This is a genomic window from Streptomyces sp. NPDC046308 (assembly GCF_055588065.1).
The window spans coordinates 165915-179629 of the sequence record NZ_JBVJFB010000004.1 but is presented as its reverse complement, the minus strand read 5'-3'; the positions used below and the strand labels follow the sequence as shown (position 1 = coordinate 179629).

Sequence of the window (13715 nt, the reverse complement as noted above, 5' to 3'; positions counted from 1 at the left end):
GTGTCCGACAGCCCCGTGACACGCAACAAGCTTTGCTTGCAGGCTTATTGACCTCGACACAATCGCCGGCCGTCACTGCCGGCGGTAGCCGAGCGGAGGGTTGTCGCTGCCCGCCAGCTCCCGCCGCAGGGTGCCGTCGGGCAGTAACCGGAGGCGGCTCCAAGCGCCCGGCGTGCAGGTCGGCGGGGCGCCGGAGGTGACGGTGGAGGCGTCGAGCTCCACGGGATCGGGGGCGTGGCGCAGGGGCGCCGTCCACGCGCAGGCGAAGCCCGGCGCCTCGACGGCGAGGGACATCACCGGGTCGCCGACCGCGCCGCGGGTCAGGGTGAGCCGCCAGGTCTGGCTGCCGTGGGTGGCGTGCCAGGTGCCGAGGTACGCCTCGGGCAGTTCGCCGGCCGCGGATCCGGAACCGGAACCCGAAGCGGAAGCGGGAGTAGGGGAGGGGGTGGACGGGGTTGCGGGCGTCGGCGCGGTCGGCTTACGGGTACTGCCGATGGGCGGTCGGGGATCCTCGGCCCCGCTCATCACCGCGTACACCGTGCCGGCGGACAGGGCGGCGACGACCGCGGCCACCGCCAGGAGCAGGGCGGTCGACGCCGCCCTGGGCCGGGGCGCGGGCTCCGCCGGCACCGGCGCGTACGCCGAGTAGGCGGGCGGCATCGGCGGCGTCATCGGCACCCGCGGCGGGGCGGCGGCCGTCGGCCGGTCCGGGCCGGCGTCCTCGCGGTCCAGCAGCTGTACGGCGTGCCGTCCGAGCCGGGCCACGAGCGGGCCCGGAAGCCAGGGTTCCAGAGCCCTGCCGTCGGCCACGGTGTCGCCCGCGCCGACCCGTGCCAACACCTCGGCGGGCCCCGGCCGCGCGGCGGGGTCCCGGTGCAGGCAGTCCCGTACGAGGTCGTGCAGTTCGGCCGGTACGCCGGCCAGGTCGGGCTGCGCCTCGGTGCTGCGGAGCAGGAGCCCCGCCAGGCCGCCGGGCTGCTCCGCGTCGCCGAAGGGCAGCCGGCCGGTGGCCGCGTACGCCAGGACCATGCCGAGGCAGAAGATGTCGCAGGCGGCGGTCACGGGCTCGCCGCGGATCTGCTCGGGCGCCATGAATCCGGGCGAGCCGATGAGTTCGCCGACGCGGGTCAGGCCGCCGCCCGCCGCGTCGCCGGGCTCCGCCGGAGCGCGGGCGATGCCGAAGTCGATCACGCGTGGGCCGTCGAGGGTGAGCAGGACGTTCGACGGTTTCAGGTCGCGGTGGACGATGCCGGCGCGGTGGATGTCCTGCAGGGCGTACCCGAGGCCCGCGGCCAGGATGCGTACGGAACGGGCCGGCAGCGGGCCGAAGTCGCGGGCCACGACGTCGCGCAGGCTCGGCCCGGCGACGTAGCCGGTGGCGACCCAGGGCGTCGCGGCCTCGGTGTCGGCGTCGAGGACCGGGGCGGTCCACTCGCCGCCGACGCGCCTGGCGGCGGCGACCTCGTGGCGGAACCGGATGCGGAACTCCTCGCGGGTGGCGAGGTCGTGGTGGACCAGCTTCACGGCGACGGTGCGGCCGCGGTCGGAGCGGGCGAGGTAGACCTGGCCCATGCCGCCGGCGCCCAGGCGGGAGAGCAGGCGGTAGGGGCCGATGTGGTGGGGATCGTGCGGATGCAGGTGTTCCATGCCGGGGTCCCTCCCGTGCCGAGCACTGGCCGAACGGCTCCGCAGGGAAGGACGGTTGGGGGTGCCGGGTGGTTGCCACCGGCCGGGCCCGGGCCGGTCCGCCCGGCCCCGCGCCCCGGCAGGCCGCGCCCCTGGATCGGGGCTCCGCCCCGGGCCCCGCGCCTCAAACGCCGGCGGGGCTGGATGGTGCGGCGGGTCGGGCCGTGCGGCTCAAAGATCGGGGCTCCGCCCCGGGCCCCGCGCCTCAAGCGCCGGCGAGGCTGGATAGTGCGGCTCAAAGATCGGGGCTCCGCCGCGGGCCCCGCGCCTCAAACGCCGGCGGGGCTGGATGGTGCGGCGGGTCGGGCCGCGCGGCTCCAAGATCGGGGCTCCGCCCCGGACCCCGCGCCTCAAACGCCGGCGGGGCTGGGTGGTGCGGCGGGGCTGGGTGGTGCTGCGGGGGCTGGATCTTCTGCTGCCAAGGTGTCCAGGGCCTTCGTCAGGCGCTCCAAAACCCGGACGGTTTCCGCGAAGGCGGTGTCGCCCAGTTCTGCCGCGAGGCGGGTGGCCAGGGAGGCGTGGCCCGGGCCGATGCGGGCGACCGCCGCGTACCCCTCCTGCGTCGGGCGCAGCAGTTTCGCGCGGCGGTGGGCGGGGTTCGGGGCGTATTCGGCCAGGCCCTTGGCGACGAGGAGGTCCGCGATGCGCTGCACGCTCTGCCGGGTGATCCCCATGGTCCGGGCGATGCCCGCGACGGGCAGCGGCTCCCGCAGCACCGCCCCCAGCACCTGCCACCAGGCGGCCGTCAGCCCGGCCGGCCGGGCCAGTTCCTCCGAAACGGAGAGGAACTGGCCGTTCAGCCGGAACACCCCGAGCGCGGTGCGGCTCAGCAGGTCCTGGCGGGCCCGGGTGGAGCCGGCCGGCTGCGGCTCAGGCATCGCCGGCCTCCGCTGCCGCCATCAGGACGGGGTACGCGCTCGCGTCCGAGTCGTGGAAGAGCCGGTACCACGCGTCCAGGACGTCCGGCTTGTAGACGTCGAGGCGGGCGAAGACCTCGCGGGCGAAGGCCACCGGTTCCGTCGGCCCCGCCGTGATCAGGTCACCGTCGGTGACGGCGTCGGCCTCGACGTAGCCCTCGGCGCCCCCGTAGCCCGGCTGCGCGGCGAGGTAGAAGGAGGCTCCGCTCGTGTGGGCCCGGCCATCCAGTAGGCCCGCGCGGGCGAGGCCGGCGGTGGCCCCGCAGATCGCCGCCACGGGTACCCCGGCGGCCAGGAACTCCTCCGCCTTCGCCGCGAACGGCGCCAGGTCATCGCTCGTGTCCCACAGCGCGGCGCCGGTGAGGATCAGCAGCGAGGAGTCCTGCGGCCGCAGGTCGGCCAGGGCCTGGTCGGGCAGGATGCGGACGCCGCCCATGGTGGTGACCGGCTGGTCGGCGGCGAGGCCGACCGTGCGTACGACGTGACCGCGCTGGGTGAGGTGCGCGGTGGTGTGTCCGGTCTCCCAGTCCGCGTACGTGTCGTAGACGGCGAGGTGGACGGGCTTGCGCGGGGTCTCGCTCATGGTGGTCGCCTCCAGCGTCGAATCGAATCCGGCTGCTCTGGTCGGGCCCGCCCCGCGAGCCCTGATGACAAGAGACTGTCATTTCGACAGGATGCTGTCAATGGCGTGAGCCGGGCATCCGGGCGAGCGGACGGGCCGACAGACTGCCGAGACCGGCCCCCCACCCGCATACAGTCCGCCGATATCCCTCCCCACCTGCGCACTTCTAGCGTGACGCCATGACCCCTCATGTCACCCCGCACACCCTTGCCGCAGTGAAGGACGCAGACCGGAAGCACGTCTTCCACTCCTGGTCCGCCCAGGCCCTGATCGACCCGCTCGCCGTCGCCGGGGCCGAGGGGTCGTACTTCTGGGACTACGACGGCAAGCGCTACCTCGACTTCTCCTCCCAGCTGGTCAACACGAACATCGGCCACCAGCACCCCAAGGTCGTCGCCGCGATCCAGGAGCAGGCCGCCCGGCTCTGCACGCTCGCGCCCGGCTTCGCCGTGGACGTCCGCTCCGAGGCCGCACGCCTCATCGCCGAGCGGACCCCCGGTGACCTGGACAAGATCTTCTTCACCAACGGCGGCGCCGAGGCCGTCGAGAACGCCGTCCGCATGGCCCGTCTGCACACGGGCCGGCAGAAGGTGCTGTCCACCTACCGCTCGTACCACGGGGCCACCGCCGCCGCGATCAACCTGACCGGCGACCCGCGCCGCTGGCCCTCCGACACGGCCGCCGCCGGCGTCGTGCACTTCTGGGGCCCGTACCTCTACCGCTCCGCCTTCCACGCCACCACCGAGGCCGAGGAGTGCGCCCGCGCCCTCGCCCACCTCGCCGACACCATCGCCTTCGAGGGGCCGCAGACCATCGCGGCGATCATTCTGGAGACCGTGCCCGGCACCGCCGGGATCATGACTCCGCCGACCGGTTACCTCGCGGGCGTGCGCGAGCTCTGCGACCGCCACGGCATCGTCTTCGTCCTCGACGAGGTCATGGCGGGCTTCGGCCGCACCGGCAAGTGGTTCGCCGCCGAGCACTGGGACGTGCGCCCCGACCTGATCACCTTCGCCAAGGGCGTGAACAGCGGCTACGTACCGCTCGGCGGCGTCGCGATCTCGGCCGCCATCGCCGAGACCTTCGCCACCCGCCCCTACCCGGGCGGACTCACGTACTCCGGGCACCCCCTGGCCTGCGCCGCGGCCGTCGCGACGATCAACGCCATGGAGGAGGAGGGCATCGTCGAGCACGCCGCCCACCTCGGCGAGAACGTGATCGGCCCGGCGCTCGCCGAGATCGCCGAGCGGCACCCCTCGGTCGGCGAGGTCCGCGGCCTGGGCACCTTCTGGGCGCTGGAACTCGTACGGGACAAGGAGACGCGTGAGCCGCTCGTCCCGTACAACGCGGCCGGTGCGGACAACGCGCCGATGGCCGAGTTCGCGGCGGCCTGCAAGGCGTCCGGCCTGTGGCCCTTCGTCAACATGAACCGCACCCACGTGGTCCCCCCGTGCACCATCACGGAAGCGGAGGCGAAGGAGGGTCTGGCCCTGCTGGACGAGGCGCTGACGGTCGCCGACCGCCACACCACGGCCGGCTAGGTCCCATCGGGGCGCACCGGGCCGCCGGGCCCGGCGCGCCGGATGATGGCCGGTTCGCGGTCTATGACGGGTTGGTGTAGATCCGCCTACCGACCGTTAACCGTTCGGTTTCGGCCGCGCTGTCTGGCCTATGGTGTCCGGAGTCCTACGACAGGAGACGGAGCCCTATGCCAGGCAGCGGAGCTGTCACCCGCAACACACTTCGCCAGCAGATCGCGGACGCGCTGCGTGACGAGGTGCTCGCGGGACGCCTGCCTCCGGGGACCGAGTTCACCGTCAAGCAGATAGCCGAGCAGTACGAGGTCTCCGCGACCCCGGTGCGCGAGGCGCTCGTGGACCTCTCGGCCCAGGGTCTGCTCGAACTGGTCCAGCACCGGGGTTTCCGGGTCCGGATCTTCTCCGTGGACGACTTCAGGGGAATGATCGAGGCCCGCTCGCTGGTCGTGGACGGGATCTTCCGCCGGCTCGCCGAGCGCGGGACCGCGCCGGGATCCGGCGAGATGCTGGTGTCGGTACGGCGCCGCGGCGAAGAGGCGCGCAGGGCCGCGCAGAGCGGCTCGCTCGAAGTGCTGATCGGCTACGACCTGCGCTTCTGGCGGGAGCTGAGCGAGCTGGTCGCCAACACGTACATCTCCGAGTTCCTGCACCGCATCCGGGTGCAGTGCTGGGTCTTCGCCGTCCCCCACCTCCAGCGTGAGCCGCTCCTGCGGGAGGCGCTGTGGGACGGGCACGGCGATCTGGTCGACGCGGTCACCCTGGCGGACGCCGACGCGGTGCGGCGGATCGTGCACGGCTACAACGAGCACGCACTGGCCTGGGCGTCCCGCATCTGAGGGGTTCCGGGGTACCCGGATACGCCCGCAGCGCGACCGCAGGTTCTGCGCACCCCTTCGCGGAGGGTGTTCGGCGCACTACGCTGGCCGGATCGGCGACAACGACTGATCGGAGGCCGAGTGGCCTGTGACCTGTGGCTGGTCCCCCTTGTCGACGTGCTGTGCCACAGCCCCGACAACCCCTTCGCGGAAGAGATCGCCTCGTACGACAAGGCGCTGAGCGCGGCCGGACTGCCGTCCGTGCCCGTGTTCGCCTACATGCCGGGCCTGAGCGGGGACGTCGCCCCGGTCGCCGGCTTCGACTACGACGCCCTGCATTTCCTGAGGCGGGCGTACCTGCTCCAGCTCTGCGGGCTGCCGGTGACCCCGGTGGACGAGCTGGGCGGGGACTACGAGCAGCTGCTGGAGATGTTCGAGCCCACGGCGCAGCAGTCGCACCTGGTGTGGCACTACGACCACGCGGGCGCGTACGTGCCGGTGGACTTCGCGGCTCCGCTGGCGAACGAGGAGCTGCTGGCCGGGGGCGGTCCGCTGGGGTCCGCGCAGGGGCTGCTGCGGGAGCTGGCGTTCGTGGCTCCCGCCATCGGTATAGACCCGGGGAACCCGCCGGCCGCGCCGGCTCCGCCCGGGCGGCCGACGCTGCTGGAGGAACCGGCGGGGCCGATTCCGTACGACGACAGTCCCTTCGCGCGTGAGCGGCACGTGTGGCTCGGGTTGCACGCGGCGGCGACCCGCAGTCTGGGCCAGGGCTCGATGATCATCTTCAGCTGACGCCGGTGGGTGGGGCGGGTGCGGTGCGGTGCCGCTGCGCGGAGCCCGCCCCCGCCCCAGGCACCGCCGCGAGCCCCCGCCCCAGGCCCCGCCCCTCACACGCCGGCGGGGCTGGTCAGCGCGGTTGTTCCGGGGGCCGTTGACGGGGCATGTTCGGGCGGGTGCCCGGAGGGAGCGGGAAGCGGGCCGGCGGGATGTTCGTGTCCGCGCGGACCCCGGTGGCGCCCAGGGACTGCATCACCAGGGGCGCGGGGCCCGAGCTGAACTCCACCATCCACTCCGCGGTCTCCGAGCGCACCAGCTCCGTCACGTCCTCCGAGAAGCGCCGCAGCACGGTCAGGCACCGCTCGGCGGCCTCGCTGGCCGTGCCCTCGGTGGGCCCGAGCACCTCGCGCACGTTCTCCGAGGCCCAGTCGAACTGGAGGGTCTGCAGTCGCCGCTGCACCGCCTGGGCCGTGGCCACGTCCCGCATCCAGCCGGACGTCAGCCCGAAGAACCGGTCGCAGGCCAGCGCGGCCGCGCCCAGCAGCAGCGCCAGGTACCCGTAGGTCGAGGCGCCCGGCGCCGAGCCCGTCAGCTCCAGCAGCGGCATCGCGGCCCCCGTGACGGCGCCCACGGCGGCGGCGACGCGCAGCACCCGCGCGCCCCGTCGCTTCCACGCCCGGTCCGACAGGTACCACTCCGCCGTGCGCAGCGCATCGGCCTCGACCCGCCGGTAGAGCTCGTCGAGCCGCTCCGCGGGTTCGCCCCAGTCCCCGAGGGGGAACGGCCGGCCGGTCAGATCGCCCGCCGCCATCGGTCCGCCGCCTTCCTCCCGGGGATCCCGGGGTGGCCCCTCGGGCTGCATCTCCGGCTGGCTCACCCGGCACTCCCTCTGCCTGCGCTGACGTGTGGTGGTGCGCGTGTGCGCAATGATGCGCATGCTCTTCCTACCTTCGAATGACGGGCGATGGGCGCCGAATCCCGGGATTTCCGCCCGCAAGGAGGTCTCCATCAGGTACGCGTACGCCCCGTCTCTCACTCGAAAGAGTTGGTCCTCACGGCGTAGGGCGTAGCGCGCGGGGAGCACGTAGGCTCGGATTGACCAAGCATTGCGAGGTCCCGAAGGCCCGATGGTTCCGACGAAACGGAGTGAGTGTCCTGTGATTCCCGGTGGTGGCCAGCCCAACATGCAGCAGCTGCTCCAGCAGGCCCAGAAGATGCAGCAGGATCTCGCGGCCGCTCAGGAGGAGCTTGCCCAGGCCGAGGTCGAGGGCCAGGCCGGCGGCGGCCTGGTGAAGGCGACCGTCACGGGCTCCGGCGAGCTGCGCGCCCTGGTGATCGACCCGAAGGCCGTGGACCCGGAGGACACGGAGACGCTCGCCGACCTGGTGGTGGCGGCGGTCCAGGCGGCCAACGAGAATGCACAGGCGCTCCAGCAGCAGAAGCTGGGCCCCCTGGCCCAGGGACTGGGCGGCGGCGGCATTCCCGGTCTTCCGTTCTAGTCCCCGCGGTCCCCAACACAGAGAGAAGGCAGTCCGTTGTACGAAGGCGTGGTTCAGGACCTGATCGACGAACTGGGCAGGCTGCCCGGCGTCGGGCCCAAGAGCGCGCAGCGGATCGCCTTCCACATCCTGCAGGCCGAGCCCACCGACGTCCGCCGCCTCGCGCACGCGCTGCTGGAGGTCAAGGACAAGGTCCGGTTCTGCGCGGTGTGCGGGAACGTGGCGCAGGAGGAGCGGTGCAACATCTGCCGCGATCCCCGGCGCGACCTCACGGTCATCTGTGTCGTCGAGGAGCCGAAGGACGTCGTCGCGATCGAGCGGACGCGTGAGTTCCGGGGCAAGTACCACGTCCTCGGCGGCGCGATCAGCCCGATCGAGGGCGTCGGCCCCGACGACCTGCGCATCCGTGAGCTGCTGGCGCGGCTGGCGGACGGCGAGGTGACCGAGCTGATCCTCGCCACCGACCCGAACCTGGAGGGCGAGGCGACCGCCACCTACCTCGCCCGCATGATCAAGCCCATGGGCCTGAAGGTCACCCGCCTGGCCAGCGGGCTCCCCGTCGGGGGAGATCTGGAGTACGCGGACGAGGTCACGCTCGGGCGGGCCTTTGAAGGAAGGCGACTTCTCGATGTCTGACGCAACGCTGCACGCCCTCGGCCAGGATCCGGACGACTTCGCCGCCTCGATCGCGGACCAGATCGAGTCGTTCATCGTTGCGGTCACCGAGGTGGCCAAGGGCGAGGACCCGGACAGTGCGGTGCCGTTCCTCCTGCTGGAGGTCTCGCAGCTGCTGCTCGCGGGCGGCCGGCTGGGCGCGTACCAGGACGTGATGCCCGATGAGCGCTACGAGCCCGACCTCGGTCCGGAGCCGGACGTGGACGACCTGCGCGAGCGCTTCGCGATCATGCTGGAGCCGGTCGACGTCTACTCCGAGGTCTTCGACCCGTACGAGCCGCGCAAGACCCCGGTGGCGCACCGGATCTCCGACGACCTGGCCGATGTGGTCGCCGACCTGCGGCACGGGCTCATCCATCACCAGTCCGGCCGCATCACGGAGGCCCTGTGGTGGTGGCAGTTCTCGTACTTCACCAACTGGGGCCCGACGGCATCGGCCACCCTGCGTGCCCTCCAGTCGCTGATCGCGCACGTGCGGCTGAACCAGCCCCTCGCCGCCCTCGACGGCCTGGACACGGACGAGGACCTCACCGAGGAGGACCTCGCGGAGCAGGCCGGGCAGGTCATGGCGGAGGAACTGGGCGGCTTCGGCCGCAAGTGAGGTCGCGGCCGGCGAAGCCGCAGGTCCAAGGCAAGTAAGGCCTCGGCGCGGGGAACCGGTTCGCTGATCTTTTCGTCTCATGATGTGGTACGAAGCGGTCGGATCCCGGTCGCTCGTTACACTGCACCAGCAATGAGACGGACTGAGCGAGGAGCGCACGTGGGCCTTGTCGTGCAGAAGTACGGAGGCTCCTCCGTAGCCGATGCCGAAGGCATCAAGCGTGTCGCCAAGCGGATCGTGGACGCCAAGAAGAACGGCCACCAGGTGGTCGTCGTGGTTTCCGCGATGGGCGACACGACGGACGAGCTGATCGATCTCGCCGAGCAGGTTTCGCCGATGCCTGCCGGGCGCGAATTCGACATGCTGCTGACCGCCGGAGAGCGGATCTCCATGGCCCTGCTGGCCATGGCGATCAAAAACCTGGGCCACGAGGCCCAGTCGTTCACCGGTAGCCAGGCAGGCGTGATCACCGACTCGGTCCACAACAAAGCGCGCATCATCGATGTCACGCCGGGCCGTATCCGCACCGCGCTGGACGAGGGCAACATCGCCATCGTCGCCGGCTTCCAGGGCGTGTCCGCGGACTCCAAGGACATCACCACCCTCGGCCGGGGCGGCTCGGACACCACGGCGGTCGCGCTCGCGGCGGCCCTGGACGCCGAGGTCTGCGAGATCTACACCGACGTCGACGGCGTCTTCACCGCGGACCCCCGGGTCGTGAAGAAGGCCCGGAAGATCGACTGGATCTCCTCCGAGGACATGCTGGAGCTCGCCGCCTCCGGCTCCAAGGTGCTGCTGCACCGCTGTGTCGAGTACGCACGCCGATACAACATCCCGATCCACGTCCGCTCGTCCTTCTCGGGACTGCCGGGCACCTGGGTCAGCAACGAGAATCCGCAAGGGGACGAGCAGGTGGAGCACGCCATCATCTCCGGAGTCGCTCACGACGTCTCCGAAGCCAAGATCACGGTCGTCGGCGTCCCGGACAAGCCGGGTGAGGCCGCGGCGATCTTCCGCGCCATCGCGGACGCCGAGATCAACATCGACATGATCGTGCAGAACGTCTCGGCCGCCTCGACGGGCCTCACCGACATCTCCTTCACGCTCCCGAAGGCCGAGGGCCACAAGGCCATCGACGCGCTGGAGAAGGCGAAGGGCCAGATCGGCTTCGACTCCCTGCGCTACGACGACCAGATCGGCAAGATCTCCCTGGTCGGCGCCGGCATGAAGACGAACCCGGGCGTCACCGCCTCGTTCTTCCAGGCGCTGTCCGACGCGGGCGTCAACATCGAGCTGATCTCCACCTCCGAGATCCGCATCTCGGTCGTGACGCGCCAGGACGACGTCAACGAGGCCGTCCGCGCCGTGCACACGGCCTTCGGCCTCGACTCCGACAGCGACGAAGCCGTCGTCTACGGAGGCACCGGACGATGACCGCGACCCGGTCCTCCGCCCCGGCACTCGCCGTGGTCGGGGCGACCGGAGCAGTCGGTTCGGTCCTGCTCCAGATCCTGTCCCGGCGGGCGGACGTCTGGGGCGACATCCGCCTGATCGCCTCCGCGCGCTCGGCCGGCCGCACGCTGGCCGTCCGCGCGGAGGAGACCGAGGTGATCGCCCTCACCGAGGACGCCTTCGACGGCCTCGGTCCGGGCGACGTCGCGCTCTTCCTCACCCCGGCCGAGGTCTCGGCCCGGTGGGCGCCCGTCGTCACCGCGCGCGGCGCGGTCGTCGTCGACCAGTCCGCCGCCTTCCGGGCGGACCCCGAGGTCCCGCTGGTGGCGCCCGAGGTCAACGGGTACGCCGTACGGAACCGGCCGCGCGGGATCGTCGCCGGGCCGGACTGCGTGACCGCCGCCATGATCGCGGCCCTGGGCGCACTGCACACCGCGTACTCCCTCACCGGGCTGGTGGTCTCCTCGTACCAGGCCGCGAGCGCCGCCGGCCGGCCCGGCTCCGAGGCGCTGCGCCGCCAGTTGTCGCTGGTCGCGGGGACCGCCCTCGGGGAGCAGACCGGTGACGTCCGCCGTGCCGTGGGCGAGGACACGGGCCCCTTCGCCGGCCCCCTCGCCCTCAACGTCGTGCCCTGGTCCGGAGACCTGCGGGAGGACGGCTGGTCTTCGCACGAGCTGGCGGTACGGGCCGAGACGCGCCGGATCCTGCAGCTGAAGCAGCTCCCGGTGTCGGTGACCTGTGTCCAGGTGCCGGTGCTGACCGGGCATTCCCTGACCGTGCGGGCCCGGTTCGCGAACGAGGTGGGGGCCCCGCACGCGCGGGAGATCCTGGAGGCGGCCCCCGGCGTGGTGCTCGTCGACGATCCCGCGGCGGGGGAGTTCCCCACGCCCGCGGACGCCGCCGGAACGGATCCGGCCTGGGTGGGGCGGGTGCGGGCCTCCCTCGACGACCCCCGCGTCCTGGAGTTCTTCGTGTGCGCCGACAATCTCCGCAGGGGTGCCGCGCTGAATGCCACGCTCATCGCGGAACTGATCGCAGGTGAATTTGCGTAATTCGCTTTGTAGGATCGGTGCCGATCCCTTGATCAAGGTGATGGCCCGACTGCCGTCTCGATAAGACGGGGCACATCGGGAAGAGCGGGTACGCATGCGGGCAATGGGGATATGGCTGGTGGGGCTGCCTCGCGCGTACAACCCTGACGGGGGGACGCGTGTCCTACAGGCGTGGCAGAGGCACTGCTCGAATCGACCCTCCTCCCGGCGCCCCTCGGGATCATCCCGTCGCGCCGGGGTTTGCGTGCGTCCGGCGGCGGGCTCCCCGTGATCGTGCCCGTCCCGCCGGCGGGGCCGTCCGAGGCGCCCGTACTCACCGCCGCACCGATCCCGGGCGGTCTCGTGCCCGCGCCGCGCGACAGCGCTGAGGCGGCGGGGAGCCGCCGCGACGAGCCGTCCGAGGTCATGTCCGGGACGACGTCCGAGGTCATGGCCGAGCCGACGGTCGAAGTGGTCGCGGGGACCACCGTCGACCACCTCACGGCGACCTACCAGGCGCACTACCGCTCCCTGCTCGGCCTGGCCGCCCTCCTCCTCGACGACACCGCCTCCTGCGAGGACGTGGTCCAGGAGGCGTTCATCCGCGTGCACTCGGCGCGGAACCGGGTGCGCGACCGGGAGAAGACCCTGGCGTACCTGCGCCAGACCGTGGTGAACCTCTCGCGCTCCGCCCTGCGCCGGCGCATCCTCGGCCTCAAGCTGCTCTCGAAGCCGATGCCGGACATGGCGAGCGCCGAAGAGGGCGCGTACGACCAGCTCGAGCGGGACGATCTGATCAAGGCGATGCGCGGAATCCAGCGCCGCCAGCGCGAGGTGCTGGTGCTGCGCTACTTCGCGGACATGACGGAGGCCCAGGTCGCCGAGACGCTCGGGATATCGCTCGGGTCGGTCAAGGCGTACGGATCGCGGGGCATTGCCGCGCTGCGGGTGGCGATGGAGGCTGCGCAGTCATGAGGGACGACCACACTCCGCCGGGCGGAGCGAGCGAGGAAGAGGCGCTGCGGAGCCTGCTGCACGGGGCCGTCGAGGGCCTGCAGCCCTCCGCGGGAGCCCTGGAGCGGCTGCGGCACGCGGTTCCCGCGCGCCGCGCCCGCAAACGCCAGGCTCTGATCGGCGCCGCCGCGGTGGCCCTGCTCGCGGGGACCGCCGTCCCGGCCCTCATGCACCTGGCGGGCGGTGAGGGCAGGGCCACGGACCACCCGGCGATGGCCGGGCACGGCGAGCACACCGGCGACAAGCTGGGCGCGGTCGCCTCCGACCCGCACCAGAACGGATACGGGAACCAGCCGAGGTCCACCCGCTCCTCCGGGGGCGCTCCCGCCGTGGGCGGCGCCACCGGGCAGCCGGACGCCACGCTGGGCGGTTCCCCGGTGGGCGGTGTGACGGCCGGCCCCACCGGCACCGCGGGCGCGTCCTCCGGGACGGCCGGTTCGGTGCCGGGCTCCGGTCCGATGCCGCCGGTGGCCGCGCCGGGCGTGCCCGGATGCGGCGCGGACCAGCTCGGGGTGGTGGGCTCGGCCCGCGCCCCGGAGACCGACGGCCGCGTGTACGGCAGTTTCCGGGTCACCAACGTCTCAGCGCAGGGCTGCGCCGTCACCGGCCAGGACACCGTCTCGGCGGCCCCGGCGGCCGGCACCCCGTCCGGCCAGGGCCCCTCGGTCGCGGTCGTCGGCCACAAGGCGGGAGACCCGGCGAGCGGGCTGCTGCCCGATCCGTCGGCGGAGGCGCCGGTGCTGGTGCTCCCGCCGAACACGGCCTACGAGGTCCGCTTCGCCTGGGTCCCCTCGAAGGAGTCCTGTACGCCGACGAACCCGGACACGGGGGGCAAGCCGCCGCAGACGGACTCCGCGGGCAGCTCGGGCGCTCCGGCGCACGGGGCGGTCACCGAGCCGCAGACGGGTGCGCCCCCGGCGGCGGGCGTCTCGGTGTCCCACACCCCGCAGCCGGGGGCCCCGACCACGCGGACGACGCTTCCCGAGGCCTGCGGCGGAACGGTCTACCGGACGGGTGCGATCCCGCTCGGCGAGTAGTCCGATGAACGTCGCGCGGGGATTGGTGCGTCCGTCCTAAGCGGCGGGCGC

At 72.6% G+C, this 13715-nt stretch carries 14 protein-coding genes; 10 read left to right on the top strand and 4 right to left on the bottom strand.

All coding sequences use genetic code 11. The features are described from left to right. Nucleotides 1-72: 72 nt before the first annotated feature. From ACZ6JT_RS18335 to ACZ6JT_RS18325, 3 genes are all read right to left on the bottom strand, one after another. Complete coding sequence (locus ACZ6JT_RS18335; protein WP_469210960.1) at nt 73-1647, bottom strand: serine/threonine-protein kinase; 1575 nt, start codon at nt 1645-1647, stop codon at nt 73-75. A 389-nt stretch (nt 1648-2036) separates the two neighbouring features. After that, complete coding sequence (locus tag ACZ6JT_RS18330; protein WP_469210958.1) at nt 2037-2564, bottom strand: MarR family winged helix-turn-helix transcriptional regulator; 528 nt, start codon at nt 2562-2564, stop codon at nt 2037-2039. Beyond that, entirely contained in the window at nt 2557-3186 is a 630-nt protein-coding gene (locus ACZ6JT_RS18325; protein WP_469210956.1) for a DJ-1/PfpI family protein, read from the bottom strand. Before ACZ6JT_RS18325 ends, ACZ6JT_RS18330 begins: the two co-directional genes overlap by 8 nt. 218 nt (nt 3187-3404) lie before the next feature. Between ACZ6JT_RS18325 and ACZ6JT_RS18320 the strand changes: the two genes are divergently transcribed. From ACZ6JT_RS18320 to ACZ6JT_RS18310, 3 genes are all read left to right on the top strand, one after another. Continuing rightward, the gene (locus ACZ6JT_RS18320) at nt 3405-4766 is read left to right on the top strand and encodes an aminotransferase class III-fold pyridoxal phosphate-dependent enzyme (RefSeq protein ID WP_469210954.1); all 1362 of its coding nucleotides are present in this window, start codon (nt 3405-3407) and stop codon (nt 4764-4766) included. A 167-nt stretch (nt 4767-4933) separates the two neighbouring features. Continuing rightward, the gene (locus ACZ6JT_RS18315) at nt 4934-5599 is read left to right on the top strand and encodes a GntR family transcriptional regulator (RefSeq protein WP_469210952.1); all 666 of its coding nucleotides are present in this window, start codon (nt 4934-4936) and stop codon (nt 5597-5599) included. A gap of 120 nt (nt 5600-5719) precedes the next feature. Next, on the top strand, nt 5720-6370 hold the full coding sequence (locus ACZ6JT_RS18310; RefSeq protein WP_030709288.1) for a hypothetical protein: 651 nt from the start codon (nt 5720-5722) through the stop codon (nt 6368-6370). Nucleotides 6371-6485: 115 nt separating this feature from the next. On the opposite strand, the gene ACZ6JT_RS18305 is transcribed toward ACZ6JT_RS18310, so the two are convergent. After that, complete coding sequence (locus ACZ6JT_RS18305; protein ID WP_469210951.1) at nt 6486-7232, bottom strand: SLATT domain-containing protein; 747 nt, start codon at nt 7230-7232, stop codon at nt 6486-6488. Nucleotides 7233-7512: 280 nt separating this feature from the next. On the opposite strand from ACZ6JT_RS18305, the gene ACZ6JT_RS18300 reads away from it, so the two are divergent. The 7 genes from ACZ6JT_RS18300 (at nt 7513) to ACZ6JT_RS18270 (ending at nt 13664) form a co-directional block, all read left to right on the top strand. Next, nucleotides 7513-7854 (top strand): YbaB/EbfC family nucleoid-associated protein, encoded by a 342-nt coding sequence (locus ACZ6JT_RS18300; RefSeq protein WP_451180559.1) that lies wholly within the window; start codon nt 7513-7515, stop codon nt 7852-7854. Between the two features lie 36 nt (nt 7855-7890). Continuing rightward, entirely contained in the window at nt 7891-8490 is a 600-nt protein-coding gene (gene recR, locus ACZ6JT_RS18295) for a recombination mediator RecR (protein ID WP_030709293.1), read from the top strand. Further along, complete coding sequence (locus ACZ6JT_RS18290) at nt 8483-9130, top strand: DUF5063 domain-containing protein (RefSeq protein ID WP_469210949.1); 648 nt, start codon at nt 8483-8485, stop codon at nt 9128-9130. Before recR ends, ACZ6JT_RS18290 begins: the two co-directional genes overlap by 8 nt. A 159-nt stretch (nt 9131-9289) precedes the next feature. Further along, nucleotides 9290-10564 (top strand): aspartate kinase, encoded by a 1275-nt coding sequence (locus tag ACZ6JT_RS18285; RefSeq protein WP_384215319.1) that lies wholly within the window; start codon nt 9290-9292, stop codon nt 10562-10564. Then, entirely contained in the window at nt 10561-11634 is a 1074-nt protein-coding gene (locus tag ACZ6JT_RS18280; protein ID WP_469210948.1) for an aspartate-semialdehyde dehydrogenase, read from the top strand. The genes ACZ6JT_RS18285 and ACZ6JT_RS18280 overlap by 4 nt, the downstream gene beginning before the upstream one ends. 171 nt (nt 11635-11805) lie before the next feature. Continuing rightward, nucleotides 11806-12588 (top strand): SigE family RNA polymerase sigma factor, encoded by a 783-nt coding sequence (locus tag ACZ6JT_RS18275; RefSeq protein ID WP_469210946.1) that lies wholly within the window; start codon nt 11806-11808, stop codon nt 12586-12588. Next, nucleotides 12585-13664 carry a hypothetical protein gene (locus ACZ6JT_RS18270; protein ID WP_469210944.1) on the top strand — a complete coding sequence of 360 codons (1080 nt, stop codon included), beginning with the start codon at nt 12585-12587 and terminating at the stop codon, nt 13662-13664. The genes ACZ6JT_RS18275 and ACZ6JT_RS18270 overlap by 4 nt, the downstream gene beginning before the upstream one ends. Nucleotides 13665-13715: the final 51 nt, after the last annotated feature.